Origin of the sequence: Peribacillus sp. FSL K6-5616 (genome assembly GCF_038008245.1) — a bacterium.
GTDB lineage: Bacteria > Bacillota > Bacilli > Bacillales > DSM-1321 > Peribacillus > Peribacillus frigoritolerans.
Window position 1 is genome coordinate 4,316,332 of sequence record NZ_JBBOYT010000001.1, and the last position, 26,959, is coordinate 4,343,290.

At 41.0% G+C, this 26,959-nt stretch carries 25 protein-coding genes; 8 read left to right on the top strand and 17 right to left on the bottom strand.

All coding sequences use genetic code 11. The features are described 5' to 3' along the window. Window positions 1-7 precede the first annotated feature (7 nt). Entirely contained in the window at window positions 8-664 is a 657-nt protein-coding gene (locus MHB45_RS20890; RefSeq protein WP_034310793.1) for a potassium channel family protein, read from the top strand. A gap of 121 nt (window positions 665-785) precedes the next feature. Here MHB45_RS20890 and MHB45_RS20895 read toward each other — a convergent pair whose 3' ends face one another. The 3 genes from MHB45_RS20895 to MHB45_RS20905 all read right to left on the bottom strand — a co-directional run bounded on the left by MHB45_RS20895 (window position 786) and on the right by MHB45_RS20905 (window position 3,641). Continuing rightward, the gene (locus MHB45_RS20895) at window positions 786-1,619 is read right to left on the bottom strand and encodes an STAS domain-containing protein (RefSeq protein WP_048690085.1); all 834 of its coding nucleotides are present in this window, start codon (window positions 1,617-1,619) and stop codon (window positions 786-788) included. A 356-nt stretch (window positions 1,620-1,975) separates the two neighbouring features. Continuing rightward, window positions 1,976-2,677, bottom strand: a complete 702-nt coding sequence (locus MHB45_RS20900) for a class I SAM-dependent methyltransferase (RefSeq protein WP_161922828.1) — start codon at window positions 2,675-2,677, stop codon at window positions 1,976-1,978. 343 nt (window positions 2,678-3,020) lie between these two features. Further along, window positions 3,021-3,641 (bottom strand): class I SAM-dependent methyltransferase, encoded by a 621-nt coding sequence (locus MHB45_RS20905; RefSeq protein ID WP_340908083.1) that lies wholly within the window; start codon window positions 3,639-3,641, stop codon window positions 3,021-3,023. A 278-nt stretch (window positions 3,642-3,919) separates the two neighbouring features. Between MHB45_RS20905 and MHB45_RS20910 the strand changes: the two genes are divergently transcribed. Both MHB45_RS20910 and MHB45_RS20915 read left to right on the top strand, forming a co-directional pair. Beyond that, window positions 3,920-4,198, top strand: a complete 279-nt coding sequence (locus MHB45_RS20910) for a PadR family transcriptional regulator (RefSeq protein ID WP_373689808.1) — start codon at window positions 3,920-3,922, stop codon at window positions 4,196-4,198. Between the two features lie 16 nt (window positions 4,199-4,214). After that, entirely contained in the window at window positions 4,215-4,934 is a 720-nt protein-coding gene (locus MHB45_RS20915) for a pentapeptide repeat-containing protein (RefSeq protein ID WP_340908084.1), read from the top strand. 125 nt (window positions 4,935-5,059) lie between these two features. On the opposite strand, the gene MHB45_RS20920 is transcribed toward MHB45_RS20915, so the two are convergent. The 7 genes from MHB45_RS20920 to MHB45_RS20950 form a co-directional block, all read right to left on the bottom strand. Further along, window positions 5,060-5,950 (bottom strand): PhzF family phenazine biosynthesis protein, encoded by an 891-nt coding sequence (locus tag MHB45_RS20920; protein ID WP_161922148.1) that lies wholly within the window; start codon window positions 5,948-5,950, stop codon window positions 5,060-5,062. A gap of 271 nt (window positions 5,951-6,221) precedes the next feature. Continuing rightward, a complete protein-coding gene (gene galE / locus MHB45_RS20925; RefSeq protein WP_048690098.1) occupies window positions 6,222-7,193 on the bottom strand; it encodes a UDP-glucose 4-epimerase GalE in 972 nt (323 codons plus the stop codon). Window positions 7,194-7,286: 93 nt separating this feature from the next. Further along, window positions 7,287-10,889 carry a CDP-glycerol glycerophosphotransferase family protein gene (locus tag MHB45_RS20930; RefSeq protein WP_340908085.1) on the bottom strand — a complete coding sequence of 1,201 codons (3,603 nt, stop codon included), beginning with the start codon at window positions 10,887-10,889 and terminating at the stop codon, window positions 7,287-7,289. Window positions 10,890-11,026: 137 nt separating this feature from the next. Next, a complete protein-coding gene (gene galU, locus MHB45_RS20935) occupies window positions 11,027-11,914 on the bottom strand; it encodes a UTP--glucose-1-phosphate uridylyltransferase GalU (protein ID WP_048690103.1) in 888 nt (295 codons plus the stop codon). A 403-nt stretch (window positions 11,915-12,317) separates the two neighbouring features. Beyond that, window positions 12,318-12,959 carry an NAD(P)-dependent oxidoreductase gene (locus MHB45_RS20940; protein ID WP_048690105.1) on the bottom strand — a complete coding sequence of 214 codons (642 nt, stop codon included), beginning with the start codon at window positions 12,957-12,959 and terminating at the stop codon, window positions 12,318-12,320. A 327-nt stretch (window positions 12,960-13,286) separates the two neighbouring features. Further along, window positions 13,287-13,697, bottom strand: coding sequence for a disulfide oxidoreductase (locus MHB45_RS20945; protein WP_048690108.1), 411 nt, complete (start codon window positions 13,695-13,697; stop codon window positions 13,287-13,289). Window positions 13,698-13,699: 2 nt separating this feature from the next. Further along, complete coding sequence (locus tag MHB45_RS20950) at window positions 13,700-14,392, bottom strand: DsbA family protein (RefSeq protein WP_048690110.1); 693 nt, start codon at window positions 14,390-14,392, stop codon at window positions 13,700-13,702. 313 nt (window positions 14,393-14,705) lie between these two features. On the opposite strand from MHB45_RS20950, the gene MHB45_RS20955 reads away from it, so the two are divergent. After that, the gene (locus MHB45_RS20955) at window positions 14,706-15,140 is read left to right on the top strand and encodes an Rrf2 family transcriptional regulator (RefSeq protein ID WP_048690112.1); all 435 of its coding nucleotides are present in this window, start codon (window positions 14,706-14,708) and stop codon (window positions 15,138-15,140) included. A 45-nt stretch (window positions 15,141-15,185) separates the two neighbouring features. Here MHB45_RS20955 and MHB45_RS20960 read toward each other — a convergent pair whose 3' ends face one another. After that, window positions 15,186-18,281 (bottom strand): SH3 domain-containing protein, encoded by a 3,096-nt coding sequence (locus MHB45_RS20960; protein WP_235443530.1) that lies wholly within the window; start codon window positions 18,279-18,281, stop codon window positions 15,186-15,188. A 584-nt stretch (window positions 18,282-18,865) separates the two neighbouring features. Between MHB45_RS20960 and MHB45_RS20965 the strand changes: the two genes are divergently transcribed. From MHB45_RS20965 to MHB45_RS20980, 4 genes are all read left to right on the top strand, one after another. After that, on the top strand, window positions 18,866-19,471 hold the full coding sequence (locus MHB45_RS20965; protein WP_340908086.1) for a protein kinase family protein: 606 nt from the start codon (window positions 18,866-18,868) through the stop codon (window positions 19,469-19,471). Between the two features lie 33 nt (window positions 19,472-19,504). Continuing rightward, window positions 19,505-19,948 (top strand): DUF6376 family protein, encoded by a 444-nt coding sequence (locus MHB45_RS20970; protein ID WP_034310742.1) that lies wholly within the window; start codon window positions 19,505-19,507, stop codon window positions 19,946-19,948. 119 nt (window positions 19,949-20,067) lie between these two features. Beyond that, window positions 20,068-20,496, top strand: a complete 429-nt coding sequence (locus MHB45_RS20975; RefSeq protein ID WP_095391274.1) for an SRPBCC family protein — start codon at window positions 20,068-20,070, stop codon at window positions 20,494-20,496. Next, window positions 20,497-20,868 carry an ArsR/SmtB family transcription factor gene (locus tag MHB45_RS20980; RefSeq protein WP_048686677.1) on the top strand — a complete coding sequence of 124 codons (372 nt, stop codon included), beginning with the start codon at window positions 20,497-20,499 and terminating at the stop codon, window positions 20,866-20,868. It abuts the gene before it with no gap. A 38-nt stretch (window positions 20,869-20,906) separates the two neighbouring features. Here MHB45_RS20980 and MHB45_RS20985 read toward each other — a convergent pair whose 3' ends face one another. From MHB45_RS20985 to MHB45_RS21010, 6 genes are all read right to left on the bottom strand, one after another. Continuing rightward, complete coding sequence (locus tag MHB45_RS20985; RefSeq protein ID WP_340908165.1) at window positions 20,907-23,756, bottom strand: YhgE/Pip domain-containing protein; 2,850 nt, start codon at window positions 23,754-23,756, stop codon at window positions 20,907-20,909. 2 nt (window positions 23,757-23,758) lie between these two features. After that, window positions 23,759-24,265 (bottom strand): RrF2 family transcriptional regulator, encoded by a 507-nt coding sequence (locus tag MHB45_RS20990; RefSeq protein ID WP_034310735.1) that lies wholly within the window; start codon window positions 24,263-24,265, stop codon window positions 23,759-23,761. Window positions 24,266-24,431: 166 nt separating this feature from the next. Then, window positions 24,432-24,794: a thioredoxin family protein gene (locus tag MHB45_RS20995; protein ID WP_373689809.1), complete on the bottom strand. Its 363-nt coding sequence runs from the start codon at window positions 24,792-24,794 to the stop codon at window positions 24,432-24,434. 405 nt (window positions 24,795-25,199) lie between these two features. After that, entirely contained in the window at window positions 25,200-25,595 is a 396-nt protein-coding gene (locus MHB45_RS21000) for a VOC family protein (RefSeq protein ID WP_161922143.1), read from the bottom strand. A gap of 45 nt (window positions 25,596-25,640) precedes the next feature. Then, the gene (locus MHB45_RS21005; RefSeq protein ID WP_340908087.1) at window positions 25,641-25,910 is read right to left on the bottom strand and encodes a hypothetical protein; all 270 of its coding nucleotides are present in this window, start codon (window positions 25,908-25,910) and stop codon (window positions 25,641-25,643) included. A gap of 110 nt (window positions 25,911-26,020) precedes the next feature. Further along, window positions 26,021-26,917, bottom strand: coding sequence for a glycosyl hydrolase family 8 (locus tag MHB45_RS21010; RefSeq protein WP_340908088.1), 897 nt, complete (start codon window positions 26,915-26,917; stop codon window positions 26,021-26,023). Between the last annotated feature and the right edge of the window lie 42 nt (window positions 26,918-26,959).

Consider the following 26,959-nt stretch of genomic DNA (forward strand, 5'->3'; position numbering starts at 1 on the left):
GTAAAAGATGGGAAAACGACAATACGCCGTGATAGGTTTAGGCAGATTTGGAACCAGTGTGGCCCATAGATTATATACGGCAGGCCAAGAGGTTTTGGGTATTGATGTGAACGAGGAAAGAGTCGAGAATGCGGAACTGAACGTTACCCATGCAGTCATGGCGGATACGACCGAAGAAGAGACATTGAAAGCAATCGGAATCCGTAATTTCGATTGTGTCATCGTAGCCATCGGAAATGACATGCAATCGAGCATTTTAACTACCTTGCTTTTAAAAGAGCTTGGGATCAAAAAGGTCATTGCCAAAGCACTTAATAAAAATCACGGTCAGGTGCTCACAAAAGTCGGTGCCGACTGGGTCATCTATCCTGAGAGGGATATGGGGGAACGGGTCGCGAATCAGCTCCTTTCCCCTAACATGCTGAACTATATAGAGCTTTCTAAAGAATACAATATCGAGGAAATCATCCTCCCCATGAGCATGAAGGGAAAAAGCCTCAGGGAGCTTGATTTACGGGCAAAATATAATATCAGCGTCATTGCCATCGTGAGTAATGGAGAAATTATCATAGCACCGTCACCGGATCAGGATATCCATGAAAAAGATATGCTTTTAGTGGTTGGCAATAAAGAAGATCTGGCCGTCTTTGCCAATATTGAATAAAATCCGGCAGGTTCCGGCCCTTGCTCCTATTTTGAGGCTAATACATACGAGAAGACCGCCATATGGAGGTCTTCTCGATGAAATTTATAACGAACATGCCCGTGCCCTGGATATGTATGTATTATTTTATCGTACTGATCGCTTGGGCAAGAGTGGACTTTATCGTCACTTTATCAAAAGGAAGTTGAAGCTTAACGGCAGTCATGGCTATTTCCGGCCGAAGTCCTGAAAGGGTTGTTTGAATTCCGATCAAATGCAAGGATTCAATCAATTGAGACAGCTTGTGTGCGGATCCGCTATCTATTGCATGAACGCCGGATAGGTCAATGAAAAGTCTGGTGACATTTTTTTCAGCGCACTTTTGTAAGGTGTTTTCAAGCAAGGACATGCCCCTCGTCGTGTCAATATCGCCTATCAGGGGAAGCAATGCCGTGTTATCTTTAAGGGAAATGATGGGTGTGCTCAATTCATCGATCGTTGCCTGTTGGGCTTTCATGATTTTATTGGCATACCTATGATTCGCTTCCGTAAACCTCTCCATCACTTCACTGAATACCTTCACCACTATCCGATACCAGGAGTTTATTTCCTCCTGTGTATATTGATCTCCATGCAATTTCACAAACCGGTCAATATAATCCAGGTATTGCTCTTGCGTACGGAAAAACTCCCTCAATATAAAATAAATGGGTGTGTTTAAATGCTGCTCATCCTGACCGATTTCTTCAATCCAATCACCAAGCTGCTTAAAGAATTCCCTCTCCTCTGTATCAAAAACCTGAAAGAAACGTAAATGGAATTCATTATTTTGCTGCTTAAGTTTTTTAATCACTTTGGGATCGGTTGAGCTATATACACCCGCAATATCACTCTTATTCAATGATGCGTACCAATCCTCAGTCAATTGTGCTGCCACACCCAATAAAAAGGAATATAATTCTTTATTTACGTGCATAAACTCCTCCTATTTAGTTTTTATAAAAAGCAATCGATAAATCTAGCGCTGAAAACGGCATTGTCAGGGAATTGAAATATTATCAACAAAGCAAGCATCGAAGACAACTTCCATACTTAAAACCTTATGCTCTCTGATGCCTGATGGCCCCCTCTTTCCATATACCTTCCCAGCTGTTTTTGAAACCATGTTTTTTAAAAAAAGATCAGCAAAAGCCTTCATCTATCATTCTGGTAAATCTGCGTTCCTAAAACTTCATAGTTTTGTTATAGTTTACCATTTTTATTTTTTGTTAACAATTCCCACACAAAAAAGGACCTGATCCCAGATCCTCCGTTTAAAACCATTTCGCCTTCTCATTTCCTAAATAAAGCCGTCCATAAACCTTGCACCCCAAAGGTTTCATCCGATTGTTCCATTTTCTTCATTTTCCGTATTTCCACCACTTCGAATTCCTTGAAGATCATTCTGAGTTTTTCTTCGGTAAAACCTAAACCGCCTTTAAGGCTTCTTTGCCTATATACTTCCCAATCTGAAATATCTGAACCACCCAATATGCCGCCTTCGACAAAACAAGTGATCGAATACAACCCCTTAGGCCTTAACGCCTTTTTCACCATCTCCAAATATTTCATCCTTCGATGTGGAGCAATATGGTGAAAACAACCTGAATCATATACGAAGTCATATTGTCCTTTTGCAATATCCAAATCAAATATATTCCCTTGAATGAAGTTCACTTGGACATTTTTATCTCCTGCCCGTTCTTTTCCCCATTCAAGGGCTTCCTTCGAAAGGTCCACCGCATCAACGGAACAGCCCTTTTGAACAAGGTAAATGGCATTTCTGCCAGGTCCGCATCCAAGCTCAAGAACCTTCCCTGGCCCAATTAACCCACCATCAATATATGAAACCAAATTCTCATCAGGGAAATTTCCGAAAAAGGGAACCCCTTTTGTGCGATCTTCATAAAAACCATTCCAGAATCCAGTTGGTTCACGCAATAATGAGTCCAGCATGTTCAACAGATCTTCATAGGTTGTAATCGTCTCCGACAAAACCATCACCTCTTCCATTTTTATCCCACCATTTAATTATACTCATTTCGCCCAGTGCCTCTGTAACAGTCGCATCAAAAATGCGTTACATATGACGTTCAGACACCAGTGGACCTTGTTGTTATATAATGCTCACTGGAATTTAAAGGTATCAATGATGCATGCAAACTGCCTTCTGATGATATGATCCATTCTTACTCAATAACCGGATGATCAGCTCATTAACCATGTTAGGGAAGACATGGGTTTTATACATGCATGTCAAATATTACATGTTCTTTACAGCGTATCCGGTTTAGCTTCAAAAAAATAAAACTCAGCTCTATGTGGTATCCTGATGTCCTCACAACCGTTTACTGATGATTATCTTTCTATACATTCCATTCAGCATGATCGGCCGATCTTCTTCAATTTCCATATTCTTCTCATGTCCACTGAACAAGTCTTCAAACCTCAAGCCAATATCCGTTCCTAAAAATCGAATAATCGGCCTCAGAAGCTTTTTGGGCACTGAAAGCCGTTCATCTTTAGAAATAAACTTATCGAATAGTATTATTTTCCCCTCGCCTTTTAAAACCCTGATCATTTCCCGAAGACATTCATTGGCATCAGAAACGACGGAAAGAACCAAACTTCCCACTACATAGTCAAACGATTCATTAGCGAATTCCATGTGCTGTGCATCCATCTCGAGGAAACTGATCGATGCATCATCAAATTTCCCCATCGCTTTTTTTAGCATATCCGCCGACAGGTCTATTGCCGTTATCTCAAGGTCAAGGTTTTTGATCAACTCCAAATCGGCCCCCGTACCTACTCCCACAAACAGGACCTTTGCATGATCATGAAAATCCAGCTCTTCAAACAGTCTTTTCCTGGCATCTAAAAAGAGATGAGAGTTGAAGATTTTGTCATAAACCGGCGACCAAAATTTATAAATCACTTTATTCCACGAATTATTCAACATCCCCACCCCCTTACATACATCTTCCATGAAACATGATAAATTCCTTCCAAGCGGTTATTATCTCTGGAAAATTAGTACAATTAAAAAGTATATGCGATGCAGTAATTCACTAAAATTGGCATGTTTCTTTTCATAAACCCTCCAAATCTGTATGATCCATAGTAACCAAACTACATTGACTGTCATAGTAATATACTATAAGATATACCAAAGGAGGTGAGGATTTGGTTCAACGACAACTATCCTCTGACTTGCTTCGCGGACATGTAGATACGATGATTCTAAAACTCCTGCAAAGTGGCGATAAATATGGTTATGAAATCAGCAAACTGATATATACGAATTCCAATGAGCAATATGAAATTAAGGAAGCGACGATGTATTCCAGCCTGAAACGGCTGGAAAAGGATGGATGCATCATCTCTTATTGGGGAGATGCCACACAAGGCGGAAGAAGGAAATATTACAAAATCACCACAATCGGGGAAAACACATATATCCAAAATAAAAATGACTGGGAGCAGGCCAAGCGAATACTTGAGCGCCTTCTCTAAGAAGGGAAGATGAAATTTGATTGAAAAACTGAATGCACATGTTCATGGCATTTTTGCCCCGTACAAAAGTGCAAAAACAGCAACGGAATTGGAAGAAGAACTGCTGCAAAACTTACTGGAAAAATACGATGACCATAGAAGGAATGGTGCCAGTGAACAGGAAGCGTTCCAGCAGACTGTTGATTCGATTGGGGAGGTATCAGAGCTCATGGAATCCCTCAACTTACAATACAATGTACTTGAGCAGGCGATAAGCATGGACTATTCCAGGCATCGCTTATTGGATTCCGACTTCCGCTCGGTTTCGGTCCATGATGGGAAGTTCAATTCCTGCGATTTAAGCCGTTCTGACTTCAGTCATTCCGACCTGACGAACAGCACATTTAAAAACAGTAACTTAGATCATTGCATCTTCGAAAACGCCAATTTAACTGGCACCTTATTTAAAAGTGCCAATTTAAAAGGCGTAACTTTCAAGAACAGCATTTATAATAAAACCCATTTTAAAAGCTGTAATTTATCTGGTCTTATATTCAATGGGGAAACTTTCAAACAAACCATTTTCGAAGGCTCTTCATTGAGAAAGGCATCATTCCGCGATACCACCCTCATCAATGTTCAATTTCGGATGTCCGATTTAAAGAAAATCGACTTTACTGGAGCTTCGATGGATAAACTCACTTACAACTTTTTACATGGAGCAAAGGTTGATCTTAGCGGCGTGACCCTCATCTAAAGGACAGCGATTGTCGCATCCACCCCGTTTTTCAGATTTACAAGAACCCTGTGCTAAGACACGTAACGTCTTAGCACAGGGTTTTTTCCATATACTTTTTCAGACTTATATCTCAGTATGAACCTTTAGACTTCCACTTCAAATTCTTTAACGTAGACAGCATTGCCGGTGATTTCAATATCATATGTGCCATCGTTCTTGGTAGCTGTAACGCGAACTCTGCCATCCTTTCCGATTTCATGCCCCTGTTCGATTAACAAATGCACCTCATCTTCAAGATCATCCTTTATGTATTTTGCATAATAAGCGCCCATCACACCTGAAGCCGTTCCTGTAACCGGGTCTTCAAGCGTACCTGAATAGGGCGAGGAAAAATGCCGGGCATGCATATGGGCATCACTATCGTACGTTTCCAGGCAAAAGGGATGAACGGAAGCTCTTGGCATTTCCTTTAATAATTGCGGAAACAGGCTATTGTTGGCCTTCATCCTTTTAAATGAACTTCTTTCTTTTACCGGAACCAGTAAAGTCCATAAACCTGTACTTCCATAAACAATAGGTAATTCACTTTCCAGATCTTCTATATCAAGGCCGAGGGAACTGGCTAAGCCACCTTTATCTCCGTTAAACGCTTCAAACTGCGGCGCGGCCTGCTTCATCGTAATATATATATCAGGACCCGCCGTCGTATGGATCTTGATTGGCAATATTCCCGCTCCTGTTTCAATCATCAGCTCATCTTTATCCAATAATCCCCTGGTCTTCAGTGCATGGATGGTAGCCATTGTCGCGTGTCCGCAAAGATTCATTTCGTGTCCCGGTGTAAAATAACGGATTCTAAGATCGGCAATATCGGAATCCATTGGAAAAGAGGTTTCATTGAACCCCACCTTCATCGCTATATCCTGCATTTCCTTTTCGGTCAGTCCATCCGCATCTAAAACCACACCTGCCGGATTTCCTTTATTCGGTTTACTGCTGAACGCATCGTAATGAAAAACCCTTACCGTTTTCAAATCTAACATCTCCTATTAAATGAATGGTGCTTCTATTTAATAGTAATTCTATATCTCTATCCATATCCCTTTTTCGTCCTATAGTAAGTGAAACAACCATTGATTTTATTTTCTGACTATTATACAATTACTCGGCCACACTTTTCTCGCAGGAGTCTCGTACCTACGTTCCAATCACCTGCAACTTCTTCAAATAAAAAAACTGCAGGCAAACTCGTTTTCCTTCGAGTTTGTCTACAGCCTGAAATGACTATCGAGTCCCAAGGGACCATTAATTCATTTGAGATTTATGCCATTTCCACGCACTTTCAATGATTTCTTCCAAATTTATCGATGCTTTCCAACCAAGTTCTTCATATATCTTATTGGCCGAAGCAACCAGGCGGGCTGGATCTCCAGGGCGACGGTCTGCATACTCAACTGTCGGTTTAACTCCTGTGACTTTTTCGCAAGTGTCGATTACATCCTTAACCGAAAATCCTTTTCCATTCCCAAGGTTGTAGATGGCCGTATCTTTCTTCCCGGATAATAGGGCTTGAAGCGCGATTATATGAGCTTGGGCTAAATCCGTTACATGGATATAATCACGAATGCATGTGCCATCTTCTGTGTCATAGTCCGTACCAAACACGGAAATCTTCTCACGTTGACCTAATAAATGCTGTAAAATGATTGGAATCAGGTGTGTTTCCGGATCATGGCTTTCACCGATTTCTGCTGACGCATGTGCTCCAGCCGCATTGAAGTAACGCAAGACGACATAATGAAGTCCATATGCCTTTGCAAAGTCCCCTAAGATCTGTTCCACCATCAATTTCGAGCGGCCATATGGGTTAATCGGATTCGTTGGCTGATCTTCATCAATCATATCCACATTTGGTATCCCGTACGTAGCTGCCGTTGATGAAAAAATGAAATTCTTAACATCATGCTTGAGCATGGTATTCAATAATGTAAGAGTTGCACCTACATTATTATCATAGTATTTATAAGGATCTTGAACAGACTCCCCGACCAAGCTATTAGCGGCAAAGTGCATGACCGCTTTAATCGGATACTTAAGGAAAATTTCATTCAAGACCGCTTCGTCCCCTAAATTCCCTTCCACCAAGGTGGCCTTCGAATCAACCAGCGAACGAAATCCAGTTGAGAGATTATCCAGAATGACAACCTCTTCAGTTTTCACTAACTCTTTTACAAGATGACTTCCAATATATCCTGCACCGCCAACGACCAAAATCATATAGTATTACCCCTTTTACTTTAAGCTTGAATGAATCTTTAAATCTCGCATATGTCATTAGTGGGAGGTCTGATTATAAGGACCTCCCTCGTTTTATAAGCATTTATTGAAGGTTTCCATGGCCAATCCATTATATTGGGTGTAATCAAACTTCGCTAGTTTAGGATTATCATCACTAACCATGGTAGATAAGCCCTTTTCCAGTCCATCTATGCTATTTTCGACAAGCAAACCATATTTACCGTTTTCCAAAACGGTCCGGTTAGCCACTATATCAGTAGCCATGATTTTCATTCCTAAGGTCATTGCCTCCAATAATACCATAGGCTGGCCTTCATAATGTGAGGAAAGAACGAAGCAATCACATTTTTCCATGAACGAAAATGGATTTTCAAGCTGACCCAAAAGATGAATGGAATGATTTAAGTCCAGTTCATCAATGATTGCCTGCAAATCTTCCTTTAAAGGTCCTTGTCCTAAAATATACAGTTTACTATTTTTGTGTTTCCCATGAAAGCCTGCGAATGCACGAATCAAATTATCTTGCCCTTTTTCAGGTGATAACCTTCCCATATTGACAAAGTTAAAATCATTTTTATCAGGATATGGAACGAATTGATCATTCACTTCCAACCCAAGGACCTCTTGTACGATTAACGCCTGTTTATCGATCCAGCCTATAGATACCCCATCCAATGATATATGGGCATACGTACCAAGTTGAGTTACCGCTTCTTTATCGAATTCAACGATCCGGCCATTAAAGGTTGGCCCATTTTCCAAGACCATGGCATCTTGTAGCCCATAAGGCTTATCCCATATATGATAATCGCCTAAGTTAATTTCGGCAGTGCCGCGCACTTCCCGTTCTTTTAACAGGATTGGCTCTTCTATGATTTCGAATGCCCCCGTATTTAACCAGCCTATTTTCTTATTATCGATTTCGAAAAGGTAATATCCGCCTTTGTTTGTTCTATTATACTTGATGATTCTGACGATTTGCCCTTCAAAATCGATTGCCTTGCTCACTCTTTTAGCCTTGTAGTTCGGATATGCCTTCGTCCAGATTGTATGATCTTCCGGGTTGGTTATTTTACCGTACTTCTGATTACCGGTGTTTATTTCCTTCAGCGTTCTATTCTCGATCTTATCGATGAACTTTTTATTGTTTTTATAGTTTCTCGATATTATATATTTTCTTTTCATCATGATTTGCAGCTTGTCATTATAGCTCATGTCTTCATTGATTGTACAATGTTCAAGCACGGATAAAGCAGAATTATCTATCCAGCCTATGATCTTGTCTTTTACTGATATTCTGCTATAAATCGAATGCTGGGTTTTTGCTTCCCTATCGACTTTTACAATGATCCCTTTAAAATCATGACTGCCGGAAACTTTGTACGTTCCTTCAACTTTATACGGCAAGGACCAAATATAGTTCGATCGTGGTCTTACTAACCTTGCAATTTTATCCACTTCTTTTTCATAAATAATGCTGTCTGGCAGAAGCTCCACAGCTTCTTCACTAATCCAGCCTATTATTTGATTGTCATGACTGAATTTATAAAAAGTCTTTTGATCAGCATAGGCTTTCCTCGAAATCACGATTTCAGCACCTTCAAATCGTTCTTCCAATGGAAATTGAGCGGCATTCGAAAGTCCCGGAAGGGTATTCCAAACAGGATTATCCTTGACATCCCTTAAAATCGCCCTCGCTTTGAAGTTTTCTGTGATCATCGCCTTTTCATCATTTTCACTACCTTCAGGCTCATTTGACTCGAATTGAAGGATTTTATCTGGGTTGATGGAATTCATTACATAATCAAATTTATCGAAGTCTGCATACTCCAATAGATTATTTCGGTTTAATTCCATCGTTCCCTCAGACACGCTTACCAGTTTATCAAATCGATTGTATACCGAAAAAATCCCTCTTAGATTAATCCGGTGAGGTCTCTTTCCGTTAATGATGCGTTCACTATCAGAAAGCAAATCATTATGCATATAACAAACTTTCTTTTTTGCATCCGCCGCCAGCAGATATTTAGCCCAATAATGGCTATAACCGCTAAAATCGATAACAAAATCAAACTTTGTTTTGCCGAATAAACGTGCATGCTCTCTAATATAGGCATTTTCCGGGTAAAGCTTCTTCCCTAAGAAACCTCTTTCCCCTCTGTTATGGATGAATTTATCTTTATAGACTTCCAATATGTTATAAACAGGCAAGCCAGGTTTGAATAGAAAACGCACATTCTTATTAACCTTGCCCATATTTTTCAAAACCTCGTATGAGTGAGGAGTGGCCGTGAAACAGCTGACATCATATTTATCATAATCAATATTATTCATTAAGTTAAGGAAAGAAGATGTAATCCCGTTATCCCTCAAACCGCCCGGATAAATTAATATTTTTTCCTTTGCCGAATCCAGCCCGGTAATTGTGTTTAGTTGTTTCGTAGACTTATTGAATATATTTTTGACTATTCTCTCTGTTACTTTTCCATCCTCATGGTTCGTGAACTTTTCCTGCATTTTTTTATATTTATCGGAATATCTCAATTCCACATCTTTAATATCTTTAATGGCTAGCGCCAATTCTTTTGAGTTAAAAAGCATGGGTCCCGGAAGTTCGTCATTTTGGAGATATTGTCCCCTTTGCTCTGCATAAACGTCCGTATCCCAAGTGTAAAATAGAATGGGCTTATCGGTAACAAGGTAATCAAAGAAAATGCTGGAATAATCCGTGATAAGCAAATCGACTGCAGCAAGCAATTCATTTGTATCCACATGGTCTGGTATTAGCCGATCCTTGATTTCCGAATGCTTGGCCGCTTCTTTATATAGAAATGGATGCACCTTAATTAATAGGTTATATTGTTCACCGATTTGACTTTGTAAATAATGAATATCAGCAATGATTTGAAGAAGATCATTATCCACCTTGGCAAGGTTCGTCCCCTTCCAAGTCGGGGCATATAAAATATTTTCCTTAGCATCACTGATATTCAAACCCAGGGTCCTTAAATAATCCTTATACTCCCCCGGATTCGTATTCAGAGTCAAATCGATCCTCGGATATCCTTCTTCTATTATTTCACCTTTATACAATCCATTTAACTTATAGCTATGTGTAAATATGTTGGTAGTATGGGCATTAGGGCTCAAAATGAAATCTGCACTCAAGAAGTTCCTGACAACGTTTTGAGAGACCGAAGGGTTACCGGGTATATCAAAGCCCATATTCTTAAGGGGCGTACCATGCCAGGTATTGATGTAAATCTGATCGCTTTTAGGGATGAAGAAAGACTGGAATGTGGAATTATTGATTAAATACTCACTTGTTGCCAACCACTTTAAATATTCCTTTGAATTACGTTGAACAAATTGAACATTCGGCATATCCTTATACTTCGCCATTACACCTGAGAGGACACTGAAATCCTGGATTGACCAAATGTGCATAAAATCTTGGTAGTCCTGATTTTCCAGCATATATTTAAACATCGCGTATGGACTGTCGGTCATACTGTTTCCATCACGGCTCTCATATAGAATGGTGTTTTTTTGAATGCTTAATTTCTCATAATACTTTGCATATCTATTTACACGCTGATGATTTTCCTTTAATAGGAAATTAACGATAGGTTGTTTAAGGAAATCGACTTTTCTTTTTATTACCTTCTTATTCACTAAATAGGCATCCCCTTTTATGGATTTATATTCACCATTCAAAATTATGTTTGCATTTCAGTAACCAAAAATAACAACTATGAATGATCAATAGTTGGAGATTTTTTCTAAACTAATTACTCTATTAGATTAAAAGATCACTTATCCACTGCCTTGTGCATTTCGAGGATATTTTCCATTACTTTTAAAATGTCGTCTCTTAAATCGGGACGTTGCAGGGCAAATTCAATTGTCGTTTTCACAAAGCCATCGACAACTCCGACATCATAGCGTTTTCCTTCAAAATCATAAGCGAAGACACTTTGGATTTCATTCAGTTTTTGGATGGCATCCGTTAACTGGATTTCACCGCCAGCCCCTGTTTCCTGCTTGGCCAGGAAGTCGAATATTTCCGGAGTCAGTATGTATCTTCCCATTATGGCTAAGTTGGATGGTGCCGTTCCTTGTTTTGGTTTTTCGACGAAACGGTTCACTTCGTATCTCCTGCCCTCTTGCGTAAGCGGGTCGATGATGCCATATCTATGTGTTTCACTCTCATTCACCGGCTGCACACCAATGATGGACGAACCTGTCGCATCATATTCGTTGATCAATTGACGCAGGGAGGGCACATCGCTTTCCACGATATCATCGCCTAAAAGGACGGCAAATGGCTCATCACCAATAAAGTTACGTGCACACCAAACAGCATGTCCGAGGCCTCTCGGTTCTTTTTGCCTAATGTAATGGATATTAGCCAAATTGGATGGGTATCTCACCTTCTCCAATAAATCGAATTTCCCTTTTTCAATCAAGTTATTCTCTAGTTCGTACGCATTATCAAAATGATCTTCTATCGCTCGTTTATTCTTTCCTGTGACAATGATTATATCTTCAATACCCGCTTTCACGGCTTCTTCTATAATATATTGTATAGTTGGTTTATCGACTATTGGCAGCATTTCTTTAGGCATAGCCTTCGTTGCGGGCAAGAATCTGGTTCCCAATCCCGCTGCAGGTATAATGGCCTTTTTAACTTTTTTCATTCTTTGTAACTCCTTCATATTAGGATAAATCAACAAAACTCCCCAATTTTTTCTGAATCATCCTTTTCATAGTAACATAGACTCGTTTTTTGTAAATATATTAACAGAAAAAATTCCTTCATTTGTAAGCGCAACCAAAATATTTAAGGCCTTTCCCCGATTCTTAAGGAAAAGGCCTTATTTTCTTACTCACAGCTAATAGATCTAAAGACTTATCAATTATTGATCATCTCACCTGCTTCAATTTCTATTACTCGGCTTCTTCCCTATCGGTGCCCACCGTCGGCTCTTTTATCCTCATCAGCGATGAAATATACATCAACGGTCTTCCTTGGCGAGTCTGCGCCGATTCAGAAGTTTCTATCGTAAAAAAACGTCACCCCAGAGGAGAGACGTCACTAAATTATTCAGCTTCGGCAACAACGGTAAAGCGCTGGTTGATGTGCTGCGGATTTTCAATTTCATCAAGTACTGCAAGGGCAAAATCGGCATAACTTACATAGCTTTCGCCCTTTGAGTTTACAAGAAGGTTGTCTTTACCCAGTTTATACCCACCTGTTCTATTTCCTTCCGGATCAAAGAAGGCGGAAGGACTGATGAACGTCCATTGGATATCAGTGGAGTTTTGCAGATCTCCAAGGTTCTTGGATTGATTATACGCTGTTGCAAAATATTCTTTAGGAAAATCAGGCGTATCCAGGACACGGATCGTTTTTGCTTCGTCAACAAAAAGACTTCCAGCTCCTCCAACAACGATCAGTTTCGTTTGTGGAGCCCCTTTCATTGCTTCAATCAAGTTTTTTCCTGCATCCACATGCAGATGTTCTTTCCCCGGAGCAGCGCCAAACGCATTCACTACAACATCGAATTCTTTAATATCTTCTGCTTTCAAATCGAATACGTCTTTTTCCAGTACGGAAGCTCCTTGAATTTGGACTTTAGCTTCATCCCTGACAATGGCCGTAACTTCATGTCCCCTAGTCAATGCTTCCTTTAAAATCAGACTTCCAGCTTTTCCGCTCGCACCAATAATACCGATTTTCATTTTACATTCCTCCTATATATTGTTTTGAAATATTAGTTGTAACTAAATTACTTACATGTAACAATATAAGTTACAAGTTAACGTTTTGTCAAACTTTATTATTTAGAGGTGTTTCGTCGATATAATTCAGATTTCGCTGATATATTGCTGTTTTTCGCAGATATAATCCGATTTTCGATGATATATCCTGTTTTTCGCCGATATAATCCGATTTTTGATGATATATTGCTGATTTTCGTCGATATAGTCCGATTTTTGATGTTATATCCTGATTTTTCATCCGATATATATAAAAACGCACCATTCCTTTTAGAATGGTGCGCTTGATTACATGCTGATTTTCTTTTTCATTAGCAGTGCCATGCAGATTGTGATGAGCGTAAAGGCGATGAAGGACAAAAACGGGATCGTGATGAATCCTAGCCAATTTATATACTCACCTGAGCAGGGAACCCCGCTTTGGCACATTTCGAAATGCTGTAGTGCTGGAATTTTTTGCAGACTATAGTGATACCCTGACACCGCCATGCCCAAAATCGATAATGGGAGGATGTATCGATAGATTTTCAGGTCCTGTTCATAAAAGGCCCGGCCCAATAAGATGACGAGCGGGTACATCAGGATCCTTTGGTACCAACAAAAGGTGCAGGGTACATAATGGAGAATCTCACTAAAGTAGAGACTTCCGGCAGTGGCGATGATGGACAGGATCCAAGAAAGTAATAGTGGCTTGTTCATCACTATTTCTCCTTCGCTGCATCATCAACCATTTTCACTAAATCATCGATTGTATTTCCTTCAAACTTCTTGCCATTGACGAATAAGGAAGGTGTTCCAGTAACACCTAATTCGTCGGCCAACTCCATATCCTTGTTCCATTGGTCCTCGGACTTTTTGGCTTTAAAAGAGGTAACGACTTTTTTAACTTCTTTGTCATTTGCGATTTCTTTCAATGTTTCTTCTAAGAATTTGTCCGTAAAGACATCTTGCTTTTCATATTTCAGGTCAGCTGGCTGCTTATCGAACAAAAGCTCATGAAATTCCCAAAAAGTCTCATTGCCTAATTCCTGATAAACACTTTCCGCGAATTTAGCGGATCTGGTTGAATCGACGTTAATGAACGAATAATTCATGAAATAAAATTGCGCTTTTCCTGTATCAATCAATTCACTTTGTATAGAAGGGAAGAATTGCTCCTCGAATGTCTTACAGACTGGACATTTATAATCCCCAAATTCCACTATTTGGACAGGAGCCGATTTTTCTCCCAAATAAGGTTGTGATTTATAATCGATTTCATTAACGGCTGTATCTTCGTCTTTTTTCCCATTTGCTAAAAATATAAAGCCAATAATGATTACAGCGATTAACCCGATGATCCAAAACGTGAATGCTGAAGATTGTTTTTGATTACCCTTTTTTTTATTAGCCATCATATACCTCCATCACTTGTAGTTGTGTCGATATTTCTTATCCAGCCATGGCGGCCGATTTCAGTTCCCCCTTCCTGCACCTTTCACCTGTAACTGATTCATTTACACGTTATAATATAAGTTTCACCATGCTTGTTTGTCAATTACACATACCTTTTATTTTTGCCTTTGCAGCAACGGCGTGACTTGACAAGGAAACGGTTAATGGATAAATATTATTCTTGCAGGTCATTATAACTTGTAACCACTTGAATTACATGTTAAATAATTTATACTATATAGGAATAGAGATTTTAAAGGAGAGAAAAAAGAGATGTCCATCAGTACCCGCTTTTCCGTAGGAATCCATATATTATCTCTTTTAGAAATAAACAAAGAAGGCGTTAACACTTCCGATTTTATTGCCAAAAGTGTAAACACCAACCCAGCCTTAATCAGAAAAATCACTGGCATGCTGAAGAATGCAGGTTTAGTGAATGTTCGGCCGGGTATCGCCGGAGCGACATTGGCCAAGGAATTGTCGGATATCACTTTGCTCGATGTTTATCACGCTGTCAACGTTGTCTCCGATAAAGAATTATTTGGAATTCATGAAAATCCTAATCCAGCATGCACTGTTGGAAGAAATATACAAGATACAATAGAGCCCATCTTTTCAGTTGCTGAACTTGCCTTGGAAAAGGCGTTGGGAGTGGTGACGATCGAGGATGTCGTCAAGGGGATTCTGGAAAAGGATAAAACTGAGTAGCAAAAAAAACACATGAGCCGGACTCATGTGTTTTTTCCTGTTCCTTTATTTATACTTAGGAACCTCAATCGTCAATTTATACGAATCTAATAAACTATATAAATTATAAATCTGCTTCACTTGTTTTGTTGCCCAGCCAATATCAGTCGCATACTGGTGTGATGCATATCCATATTTCTCTGCAGCTGTAGGGTTCCACCTCATTTTATAAAGCGTGTCCTGTCCAGCAGAGATATATCCTTTGGCGATGAATTCAGCACCGCCTATGATGGCCGCTTCCGGGGTGAACCAGCCTGCATTATAGGCGTATTGAGCGCCGCTGCTTAGCGCCGTTCCGTCAAACGCCCCGACTCCATACATATTATAGACCGTTTTCCCGTTCACCTTTACGCCAGTCGCTAATGGTGAAGTGCCATTCCCGGTCTCCAGCAAAGCATGTGAAATCAGGTAGATTTCATTGACCCCGTATTTTTCCCCTGCCGCAGTGAAGGTTGCCGCTTTGCCTTGCAGTATCCCTTTGCCTGAAAGGATTCTATTATTCACCTCAGAAACGTTCATGTTAGTGACTTGGGAGAGCTTGACGAATTGGAATGAACGGACTGGATCATTCACGAAATTATTTGGGTTAAGATTATATTCCATATCTTCGGGACTGGCATTTACCCATGTCTTGTTATAGTCCACCTCATACCAATAGTATCCGTCAGAGCCCCTTACTTTTGATTTAATAGTCAATGATTGATTATTGCTTACAGGACCGACTGCCCAATAATTCGATCCAGCTCCGCCCCTGACACGCCATCCAGTTCCTCTAACGGTGCCTTTTGTTGAATTGATTAAAGTTAATCCATCTTCACGTATGTAGGTTTTATACTTCTTATCCGTCTGCCCGTTTACGGCCATTTGAACTTCAACCATCTTTTCCATCGTAAGATTATACTCTTTATCGATCCTGATTACCGATCCATTCGAGCTTCCCGGACCTTCCGGTGCTTTGGCCGTTAAATATTGCGTACTGACATATCCGGTTTTTCCATTGGCCGTGACTCTTGACCAGCCATTAGACTCTGAATACACCGTTACGGCCGTATTATTTACAAGCTTGGCTATAATTGAAGCGGTAGCCGATGCCGCAGACCGCATATTCAGACTCGAGCCATCACTTACATTTACATATTTAAATAATGTGTTTGCTTCTCCATCTGGATTCAGTCCCGGTACAGAACCTGGCTTCGTTGCTGATAGATATTTCGTACTGACATAACCTTCTCCGCCATACGCTTTAATTTTTGACCAGCCATTTGATTCCGAGATGACTTCCACCTCTACACCCCTTGCCAGTTTCACAATGACGGAAGCACTATCCGACGGCTTATTCCGCATATTCAGTGAACCCGAGCTGACATTTACATATTTGGTTGTCGTTTTTTCAGATATGGATGGTTTGGAGTTCGTTCCAGGCTTTATCGTCGTTAGATAGTCAGTACTGACATACCCATCCTTCCCATTTGCCTTGATTTTCGCCCAGCCTTTGGATTCCGAATAGACCGTCACTTCCGTTCCTTTTGACAGCTTTGCGACTATGCTCGCGCTTTCCGATCCGCTTTTTCTCATATTGAGCGTTCCAGAGCTTACGTTTACATATTTCGTCGTCGTTTTTTCAGGCGTGACTGATCCCGTTCCTGGTTTTGATGTCGATAGATATTTGGTACTGACATGGCCGTCTTTTCCATTGGCTTTGATCTTCGCCCAGCCTTTGGATTCCGAATACACCGTCACTTTCGTTCCTTTTGACAGCTTTGCGACTATGCTCGCGCTTTCCGATCCGCTTTTTCTCATATTGAGCGTTCCAGAGCTCACGTTTACATATTTCGTCGTCGTTTTTTCAGGCGTGACTGCCGTTGATCCCGTTCCTGGCTTTGTAGCAGATAGATATTTCGTGCTGACATATCCGTCCTTTCCATTGGCTTTGACTTTCGCCCAGCCATTGGATTCCGAATACACCGTCACTTTCGTTCCTTTTGAAAGGATGGCGACTATGCTTGCGGTAGCTTTTCCACTTTTTCGCATATTGAGTGATCCCGTGCTCACGTTTACATATTTCGTCGTCGTTTTTACAGGTGTGGCTGCCGTTGATCCCGATCCCGGCTTAGAAGCAGACAGATATTTGGTGTTGACATATCCATCCTTTCCATTGGCTTTGATTTTCGCCCAGCCATTTGATTCCGAGTACACCGTCACTTTCGTCCCTTTTGAAAGGATGGCCACTATGCTTGCGGTAGCTTTTCCACTTTTTCGCATATTGAGTGATCCCGTGCTCACATTCACATATTTCGTTGTCGTTTTACCCGTTGCCGCAGCTTTGGTCACTGTTCCAGGCTTCGTGGCCGATAGATACTTCGTGCTGACATATCCATCCTTTCCATTGGCTTTGATTTTCGCCCAGCCTTTGGATTCCGAATAGACCGTTACCTGTGTGCCTCTTGTCAGCTTTGCGACTATGCTGGCACTATCACTCCCGCTTTTTCGCATATTAAGTGAACCTGTGCTCACATTCACATATTTCGTTATCGTTTTAACCGTTGCCGCAGCTTTGGTCACTGTTCCAGGCTTCGTTGCCGATAGATACTTCGTGCTGACATATCCTTCTTTTCCATTGGCCTTGACCTTAGCCCAGCCTTTGGATTCCGAATACACCGTCACCTGTGTGCCCCTTGTCAGCTTTGCGACTATGCTGGCACTATCACTCCCGCTTTTTCGCATATTAAGTGAACCTGTGCTCACATTCACATATTTCGTTGTCGTTTTAATGGTCACTGCAGTTTTCGTTAAAGTCCCTGGCTTCGTTGCCGATAAATACTTGGTACTGACATATCCTTCTTTTCCATTGGCTTTGATCTTCGCCCAGCCTTTGGATTCCGAATACACCGTCACTTGTGTGCCATTTGCGAGCTTTGCGACTATGCTCGCACCTTCCGCCCCGTTTTTTCTCATATTGAGCGATCCGGAATTCACCTGCACAAACATGACGTCTTCAATATTGGCCTGTTCGGCATGTAGTGGAGCTGCAGATATTTTTTCTTCGAAAGCAACTGTAGACAACACTGCAAAACAGAAAGTTGGTATAATTAATTTCTTCATCTCATTCTCCCTACTAAAGAATTATATTTTTAACATTTATTTAAATATCGGTTAAAATTAGTATGGTAATATAGGCAAATATGCTCATTCGTCTAAAATATAACATATTCCTTTAGATCTATAGGGAGATAAAAGCGATTGTAACACAATAGTAAAATAATAGACATTTAAGTAATTATATAGAAACATCTGCAATGAAGCTTATGCGACAGGCAAATGATGACCATTAAGTATATTGATATAATTACTCGCCACTCAAATTATTGCTAATGAGACGAGCATCTTTCTGCCTGAATCGAATATATATAAAGGGTAGGCACACGATCCTTATATTTGACGGATCGAGGCAATAACCTATATAATTACTGTATATAACTTATAACAATCCTTCTGTTAAGGGGAGTAGCTATACAATAAAGTCGTCAGTACAGGATTGAATCCTCGGCTTTATTGGCAACTGATTTTAGTTGTTTGCAAGACCTTGCCGATTATTTGGTGAGGTCTTTTAATTTAAGACGGTATGACCAATAATCGGTTATACCGTCTTTTTTGATTCGAAAAATTGCACAATAGAGGTGAAAAGTATGCAGAACTATAATGAATTAGCTCAAAGCGTTAAGATTTCCGATGATAAAAAGCATGTATTGCTCGATGCCGACCCATCTTTATCACTGATCGGAAAAGGCCGAAGCGCATATGTTTTCCGAATACATTCCACCAAAAAGGCACTAAAAGTGTTTTTCCCGGATCATACTCACACAGCTAAAGTTGAAGCTGAAATATACAAAACCGTCCAATCCATCGAATACTATCCAACCCTTTATGATGCGGGGGTAAATTACCTGGTTATAGATCACATTGAAGGCTACACTCTTTTTGAATGTTTAACATTGGGGATCCCGATTACGGAAGAAAACATTGCGGAGATAGACCATGCGCTGCAATTGGCAAGGAAAGAGGGATTGAATCCTTCGGATATCCACTTGCGAAACATCTTCATCACTTCTGAAAAAAAGGTGAAGATCATTGACGTTGCAAGGTTTAAGCAAGTGAAATCCTGCAATCAGTGGCACGACTTGAAAAGTGCTTTTCACCTTTTCTATTCGAAGTCGTTTTTTCCGAAGAAGATTCCCAGCTTCATACTGAATTCCATTGCAGCAATTTATAAAAAAAGATTTCTGCCCATCTGATCCTTACTATAAAAAATCACATTGGAGGCACATATGAAAAAAATAATGACCATTGCTCTGCTGTCCATCCTTACATTAAGCGGATGTTCAGCATTAGAAGAAGTCAATTCATCATTGGAGTATGCAGATGATGCGACGGAGTATGTAAATACCGTTCAGGATTTTGCCAATGAGGTTCCCGCCATGTCACAGGACGCCATCACGAATGCCGAAACAAGAGCAAATCTTGAAAAAGAACTGGAATTGATGAAAACGGAGATTGAAGAATTCAATGCAACTGAACCACCCAAAATCGCTGAAGGCATCCATGAGAAGATCGTCAGCTCAAATCAACAGCTTTCAGATGGAATTGAATTATATCTGAATAATATTGAAAAGGGCCAAATTGATCCTAAGGCATTGGAAGATTCAGAGATAATGAAATCAATCGATAATATAACGGGATTGGCAAAACAAATCGAAGAGTTGGGAAATTAAGCCTCCTGCAATGAATAAAAAGGAATCGCTTGAAACAAATTATTGACATGAAACCAAAAGGTTTTATATAATCAACAAAGCAAAACCAATTGGTTTCATATTCTCAATTACAAAGGAGAATCAGTATGGAAAATACATTACAGGATATCAAGAAGACGGTTATTCTTGAAGCACCTATCCAAAAAGTTTGGGATACAGTTTCCACTGCAGAGGGCATAGCTTCATGGTTCATGCCAAATGATTTTCAACCGAAAGTGGGACATGAGTTCCATGTGCAATCACCCTTCGGCCCATCTCCTTGTAAGGTAACGGAGTTAGATGCTCCTCATCGCCTTTCATTCAGTTGGGATACGGACGGTTGGTTCATTTCCTTCCTTTTAAAAGAAGTGGATGGCAAAACGGAGTTCACCCTTATTCATGGCGGCTGGAAAGAGCCTGATACGATTCTTACGAAACCGAACGAAAAAAGCTCAGTGATTCGCGATAGAATGAATCATGGCTGGGAACAAATCGTTAATCAAGGTCTTAAAAAGGCTGTTGAGGGCTAAGTGTCTGCATCAGAAAAACATGATGTATTTCAGGCTATCGCCGACCCAACCCGCCGAAAGGTCCTGCAATTGCTTGCTGAAGGGGATTTACCCATTTCAGAAATCACTTCTCACTTTTCCATGAGCCGCACGGCAATTGCCAAGCATCTTCATATTCTTTCTGAAGCTGAATTGGTCAGTGGCCGGAAGGTAGGAAGAGAGAAACGCTTTCGGCTTCAGCCGGAACCTTTAGCGGAATTGAAACAGTGGCTCTCTTTTTACGATCAATTCTGGGATAACAAATTATCCATCCTTAAACATGTGATTGAAAATTCAGGGGAAAATGGATTGAAAGTCATCGAAAAAGAAAAGGACACGAATGAACCATCATAATGAGAAAACCCCCGGCGCATTGCACCGGGGGTTTTTGTTTATGCATTCATCTCAATATTATGTGCTTTTCGCTTCTTGATGACCATCGTTAGCAATAGCAGCAGATTAAAGACAATGATGCATCCAGTAAGGAACACTATACTTGCTGTCAATGCATCCGCTCCAAGGCTCGTACTCATCGCCTGGCGGAAGCCCATGACAGAGTATGTCATCGGAATGAACGGGTGAACATGACTGAAGAAGTTATTGGTCAGTTCCACAGGGAACATTCCTCCGCTTGCACCTAGCTGTAATACAAGGAATATCATCGCCAATAAACGACCTGGATTTCCAAATCCTACGGTCAAGAAGGTAACGATGAACATGAACGTAAGGGAAGTCAGGATGGAAACCCCAATGAATTGCCCCATATTCTCGACCTGTAAATCCATTCCCCAAATCATGATCGCATCCAACACTAATGCAGAAAGCGTCGCTTGGATGAATAGGACCGTAAATTTACTGAACCACCATGCCACTCCTGATGTAGGCCTAGTTGAAGGCAAGCCTGTCGGGAATCCCATATTGAAGGCAATGGCTCCAACAAATAACCCAAGAGACAATACATAAGGAGCCAGTGCATGACCATAATTCGGCACGTCACTGCTTTTTTGTTCTTTGACCTGTGTCGGTTCAGCAATCATGCTGTAATTATCATCGGTTGTTTTATTTTCACTAATTTCATCTGCACCCTCACTGAGTTTTTCCGAAAGCTCGACCGTTCCAACTTGAAGTGAGGAGATTCCCTCACCCAATTTACCTGAACCTTCAGCAAGGGCTGATGAACCTTCATTGATCTTACCCGCGCCATCAGCAAGCTGGATGACCCCATTGCTCAAAGTAGGCAGATTGCCTGCCAATTGTTCAGTGCCTTTAACAAGTGCTGATGAGCCCTCGTTCAAGGCCACTGAGTTGGCATCCAGTTGATTGGCCCCATTAGCCAGTTTACTTGCCCCTTCGCCAACTTGGCTAACACCGAATGCGTACTTCTCAAGACCATTCCCAAAGGAGGATGAACCTGCTTGCAGTTGTGAAACTCCATCAACCAACTGACCAGATCCCTCAGTTAGTTTTGAAAGGCCATTATTTAACGAGGAACCGCCTTGTGCTAACTGGTTGATCCCCTTCACTAATTCTGGTGTCCGTTCATTTAAACTTTGCGTTGCCGCCGTTAATTGATTGCTGCCTTCTACAGCTTCATTCAAGCCGCCATTTAATTGGGTCGCACCAGGAATCAATTGTTCTTCCAGTGCGTTCCTTATTGCCGTATATCCGTTTAACGCTGAAACGGCGTTTGGATTGACTTTATTCACCGCATTATTTAAATTGGCCACTTGTTCCGGAAGCTGGCCTAATCCATTCAATACAGGCATTACCTTATCCGTTAATTGTGTTGATAAGTCTGAAACACTTGCAGCAAGAGTCGATGCGATTCGTTTTTGTGCCTCCGCCTGGCTTTGAAGTTCATTTTGAATGGCTCCGATTACTTCTGATTGCTGTTCACTGGTCATGCTTTTGAAGGCTTCCGTGTTTTGAACGGCATTGATCGTGCTCTGACCATTATTCGCAATCGTTGATTGAAGTTCCGTTAACGCCGCTTGACTGTTATTGAGGTCTTCGGTAATGCCGGATACGGTACCGGACGCGCTGCTTCCTGCTGGAACCGCTTCTTGCAATTGATTTACACCGCTTTGAATGCTTGTCAGTCCTTGCTTAAGCTGATTCAGCTGTTCTTCTGCGGGCAATTGGCCATCCATTTTTTTCAGGCCGTCATTTAGCGCCTGGCTTCCTCCTGCCAGTTTATTGATTCCCTCATTTAAACTCTGCTGACCTGCTGCCAATTTTGGAATTCCTGTCGATTGATCCGTCAGCTGGCTTGCATTTTGTGATAATTGATTCAACCCATCATTCAAATTCGCACTGCCTGTTTGCGCTTGTACCAATCCAGTATTTAAAGTTTGCGCTCCTGGAACCACTTTGGCCAGCCCAGTGGAAAGCTGGGAAGAACCTTGTATAAGTGCTTCACTATTATTAGTTAATTCCCCTGTGCCTGATGCGAGTTCGTTCGCACCCTTTTGCAACTGACCGACACCGGAGGTATATTGTGAAATACCCTTATTCAATTCCGACGCGCCACTTTCAAGCTTGTTGGCTCCTTCCAAAAACTCGCCAACGCCAATTTGGAGTTTATTCGCTCCATCTTTAAAAGTTAATGTGCTCGAAGCTAACTTAGTCAGATTTTCCGTCACTTCTTTGTTTCCATCATGCAGTTTTTTTGCACCGTCATCCAGCTTTGATGCACCATCTGCCGCATCGCCGAATCCTTCCCCGATTTCATCCAGTTGGGAGAAGATCGCTTCCGCATATTCTTTTGTGACACTTTCGGCAATTTCCGTTTTCAAATTATTCGTTGCCTGTTTCCCGACCGTTTCAGAAACGAAACTGCGTCCAGGATTCACATCATACGTCAGATTCATTTTTTTAGGCTCATCATCCATGACGGTAGAAGCATTTTTTGAAAAGTCCTCCGGAATGGTGACGACCATATAATATGTACCATCATCGAACCCTTTTTTCGCCGCTTTTTCCGTTACGAAATGCCATTCTAAATCATCATTGTCCTTTAATTGCTCGACTAGCTCATTACCGACTGTTAAGGTTTTCCCCTCATATTCCGCCTTTACATCCTTATTCACGACCGCAACAGGCAATTTGCCTGTATTTCCGTATGGATTCCAAGCGGAACTAAGGAATAACCCCCCATAAATAATCGGGACGAACAGTAAAACGATTGCGACACCGACCAATTTTCGATTCGTAAGGAAAAGCTTCCATTCTTGTTTAAGCATATTCACTTCTTTTCACCTTTCTTTTCACGCAGTACATCACTCAAAGACGCGGTATTCCAATTAAGAGTCGGGATGTCCGTGGTGCCAAAGCTTTCTTTAAGCAAATCCGCCACTGTTTGGCTGGAAAAGAACTCTATTAAAAGTTGATCCGCCCGGGAAAACATCCGACGAAGGACGTCCATTCCCTTCTCTGCATACTCTCCATCTTTAAACGCTTTTTCTATAAGTCCTGTATCCGGAAACATCGAAATGGGACCTTCCATCGCCTCAATAATTTCAAGGTTTTTAATCTTATCTACACTTTTGGCAAGAGTAAGGCCGCCGTTATTACCAGGAACGGAAGTGATTATCTGCTTTACGACCAATTTCCTTATGATTTTTTTCAAATAAGAAGGAGACACCTCTAATCGCCTGCTGATCTCATTTGACGAAAGCGGGACATTTTTATCCTGGGTAGAGAGTATAACGATGATGCATATAGCTTGCTCGACCCCTTTTGTTAATTGCAAATCATTTCACCTCTTTTAGCATGTATGTGGATATCGTATATCCATAATGGATATTCGGTATCTATAATTAAAACCCGTTTCACCTTAGAAATCAAGTCATTTCTAGAAAAAATTCCTTAAAAAAAGATGAACCCTCATTACAGCACCCTGGGGTTCACCTTTTCTTTTATAGGTCATTTAGAAATTCATTGACCGCCTCTGGAGTTTTAGCATTTGCACTGTGCAGGTGCGCAACCTTTTCCCCATTTTTAAATACTAAAAGTGATGGAATTCCCATTACCGTTTGCTCTTCGGAAATCTCAGGGAACTCGTCACGATCGATTGTAAACCACTGTTTGTCTTGATGTTCTTGAGTGATCTCATCGATGAACATATCTAAACGTTTGCAGTCCGGGCACCATGTAGTCGTAAAAATCCCGACCGTCAGTCCCTCTTGGTTGATTTGTTCACGATATTCTTGTTCTGTATTGATATTTTTCATGATTGTCTCCTCCGGGCTTTTCTTATCATCATACTTTAATCCATGAATTAATGTACTTATGGATTAATATATAATTAATTCCTTCACAGTACAAACATCTAACTCTTGCCCGGTTATGCTTTGCTCTATGCCCGCTTTTCTTTGTGTCCAAATCTCTCGTTTAAGAAAGAAGAAATCCTCGAAAATGAATTCCAATTTTCATCAATGAAAAGATTGTGACAGCTTTTTTCAAAAATGATCAATTCACTGTCAGGAATCTTTTCGGCGATGTGGCGATCAGAAGAAGGGCAGCCGAAAACGGCGTCAGGAACGGTTTAAATCCAATGTGCTCGCCCCCGGGTCCTCCATGAATGACGAAACAGACTGGCTTCTTTCTCCATGAATCCCCACTTACGAATCCCCATTGGTCAACAAACTGAAAAAAGCCACTATCCAGTGGCCTTTTCATTTCATTCATATTGGGAGAGTAAGCTGCCAGGAAACACCAAACTTATCGGATACCCAGCCGAACTTCTTACTAAAGAAATAGTCACCCAATGGCATCATCACTTGTCCGCCATCAGTTAAGCTCGAATAAAGCCTGTCAATTTCCTCTTCACTATCACATGTAAGGAATATTGAAAACGATGGTGTAAATGTAAATTGATGCTTAACATTGCTATCGATGCACATAAATTCCTGATCCTTCAAGGTAAAGGTAGCCTGCATGACACTTCCTTTTGTACCAGATTCATTTGCACCATACCGAACAATGCTGGTTATTTTCGATCCTTCGATTAAAGATGTGTAATAATTCATCGCTTCCTCCGCATACCCTTCGAACATCAAGAAAGGTGTGACCTTCATCATTCTCATCAAACTCCTTTTCACCTTTACTTAGTTTCTTCCATTGAATCATGGCGCCCACCAGTTACCTGAAGCCACAATCATTGTCTGTAATTTTATCGTATTGGCAAAATAGTCATCATCATCTTGTTCCTGTATCGTCCGATTCCATAAGCGATTAATCCATTGCTGGTTGGAGGAATCAACCATGGCACTCACCATGAATGGAGCGACGAAGCTTGTACTATTACCTTCTTCCACGGCTTTTCCGCTTAGCGTATAACCGGATTGGATATTTTCAGGGTTGCCATCCGTTTCCGCTTTAATCCAATCATTCATCTTCTTTAATTGCGGCAGCGCTCTTTCATCACCAGTCAGTAAGTAATCGAGCGTATAGCGCCAAGGGGTCCTGCTGCTGTTCCAGCTATAATTGCCGTCATTCTCCCCTTCTAAAAAGCCCGCTTCTGCCGGGTGATATTCTCCCTTGGATTGTACAATGAAGTCCGGGATGAGCCCGTATTGCCGCTTTTCTCCTTATAAATAGATTGAATGACCTTATACGCCTTATCTCTTACAACTATCCATTCATCATTACCAGTCGCCGCCTCAAATGTCTTAAAATGATTAAGAAGAAGGTCAGAGGAGCGAGTCGATTGTCCGTATACGTCATCTTCATCTTCCGCCCAGTCCCCTAGTTTAACAAGGGACTGCGACCGATTTATTTCATTCGACATGATCGCATCCAAGATGTCCTTTGCACTCGCAAGATAGTCGATTTCCCCTTCACTTCCCCACTGGCGGTGAGCCAATAATAACGAATAGGCGATATCCATATCGCCATCAGTTGCTGAATCGGCATCCCCTGGCGTATTGATGATTTTACCCGATTTATCCTTTACTTGCTGCCATGCCATTAATGTAGGGTCATTATCACTTCCATGCGCTTTATAAAAACGGTAAAGCCCATCGAAGTACTGCTTATCCTGGCTGCCTGCCATGATTGCCGTTATCATCATCCCATAACCATGCGCTTCAGAAACGGTCACTGCATTCTTGGGCTCAGCATATCCTTTATCATTGTAAAAAATATAATATTCATCATTTTTATGGGCAGGCTGCTTAAGGTATTCATTTTTCCAGGTTTCATAAAAATTCGCCACGGCAGCATCCATTTCCTCCTGTGACAGATTGTCAGGTTTTATCGTCCCCGCTTGATAGACTGTATGCTGGGGAAATGCCCTTTTACCGGCAATCTCTTTCTTTTTGGTTTGAGAAACAAATGCTATCGAGGCAATGATCCCAAAAACGATCACGCCCACCGCTATCAATAAACTTCTTTTTTTCATGGCTTTGCTCCTTGGGTTATATAATTCAAAATGTCATAATGA

Bases quoted from the DNA above. Each gene is read 5' to 3' on its own strand.
- MHB45_RS20895 (WP_048690085.1), bottom strand. From the start codon at position 1,619: ATGCACGTAAATAAAGAATTATATTCCTTTTTATTGGGTGTGGCAGCA.
- MHB45_RS21005 (WP_340908087.1), bottom strand. From the start codon at position 25,910: ATGAATGATTGGATTAAAGCGGAAACGGATGGCAACCCTGAAAATATC.
- MHB45_RS20890 (WP_034310793.1), top strand. From the start codon at position 8: ATGGGAAAACGACAATACGCCGTGATAGGTTTAGGCAGATTTGGAACC.
- MHB45_RS20910 (WP_373689808.1), top strand. From the start codon at position 3,920: ATGATTCTAAAACTCCTGCAAAGTGGCGATAAATATGGTTATGAAATC.
- galE (WP_048690098.1), bottom strand. From the start codon at position 7,193: ATGATTTTGGTCGTTGGCGGTGCAGGATATATTGGAAGTCATCTTGTA.
- MHB45_RS20985 (WP_340908165.1), bottom strand. From the start codon at position 23,756: ATGCTTAAACAAGAATGGAAGCTTTTCCTTACGAATCGAAAATTGGTC.
- MHB45_RS20955 (WP_048690112.1), top strand. From the start codon at position 14,706: ATGTCCATCAGTACCCGCTTTTCCGTAGGAATCCATATATTATCTCTT.
- MHB45_RS21010 (WP_340908088.1), bottom strand. From the start codon at position 26,917: ATGAAAAAAAGAAGTTTATTGATAGCGGTGGGCGTGATCGTTTTTGGG.
- MHB45_RS20950 (WP_048690110.1), bottom strand. From the start codon at position 14,392: ATGGCTAATAAAAAAAAGGGTAATCAAAAACAATCTTCAGCATTCACG.
- MHB45_RS20970 (WP_034310742.1), top strand. From the start codon at position 19,505: ATGAAAAAAATAATGACCATTGCTCTGCTGTCCATCCTTACATTAAGC.
- MHB45_RS20960 (WP_235443530.1), bottom strand. From the start codon at position 18,281: ATGAAGAAATTAATTATACCAACTTTCTGTTTTGCAGTGTTGTCTACA.
- MHB45_RS20945 (WP_048690108.1), bottom strand. From the start codon at position 13,697: ATGAACAAGCCACTATTACTTTCTTGGATCCTGTCCATCATCGCCACT.
- galU (WP_048690103.1), bottom strand. From the start codon at position 11,914: ATGAAAAAAGTTAAAAAGGCCATTATACCTGCAGCGGGATTGGGAACC.
- MHB45_RS20965 (WP_340908086.1), top strand. From the start codon at position 18,866: ATGCAGAACTATAATGAATTAGCTCAAAGCGTTAAGATTTCCGATGAT.
- MHB45_RS21000 (WP_161922143.1), bottom strand. From the start codon at position 25,595: ATGATGAAGGTCACACCTTTCTTGATGTTCGAAGGGTATGCGGAGGAA.
- MHB45_RS20940 (WP_048690105.1), bottom strand. From the start codon at position 12,959: ATGAAAATCGGTATTATTGGTGCGAGCGGAAAAGCTGGAAGTCTGATT.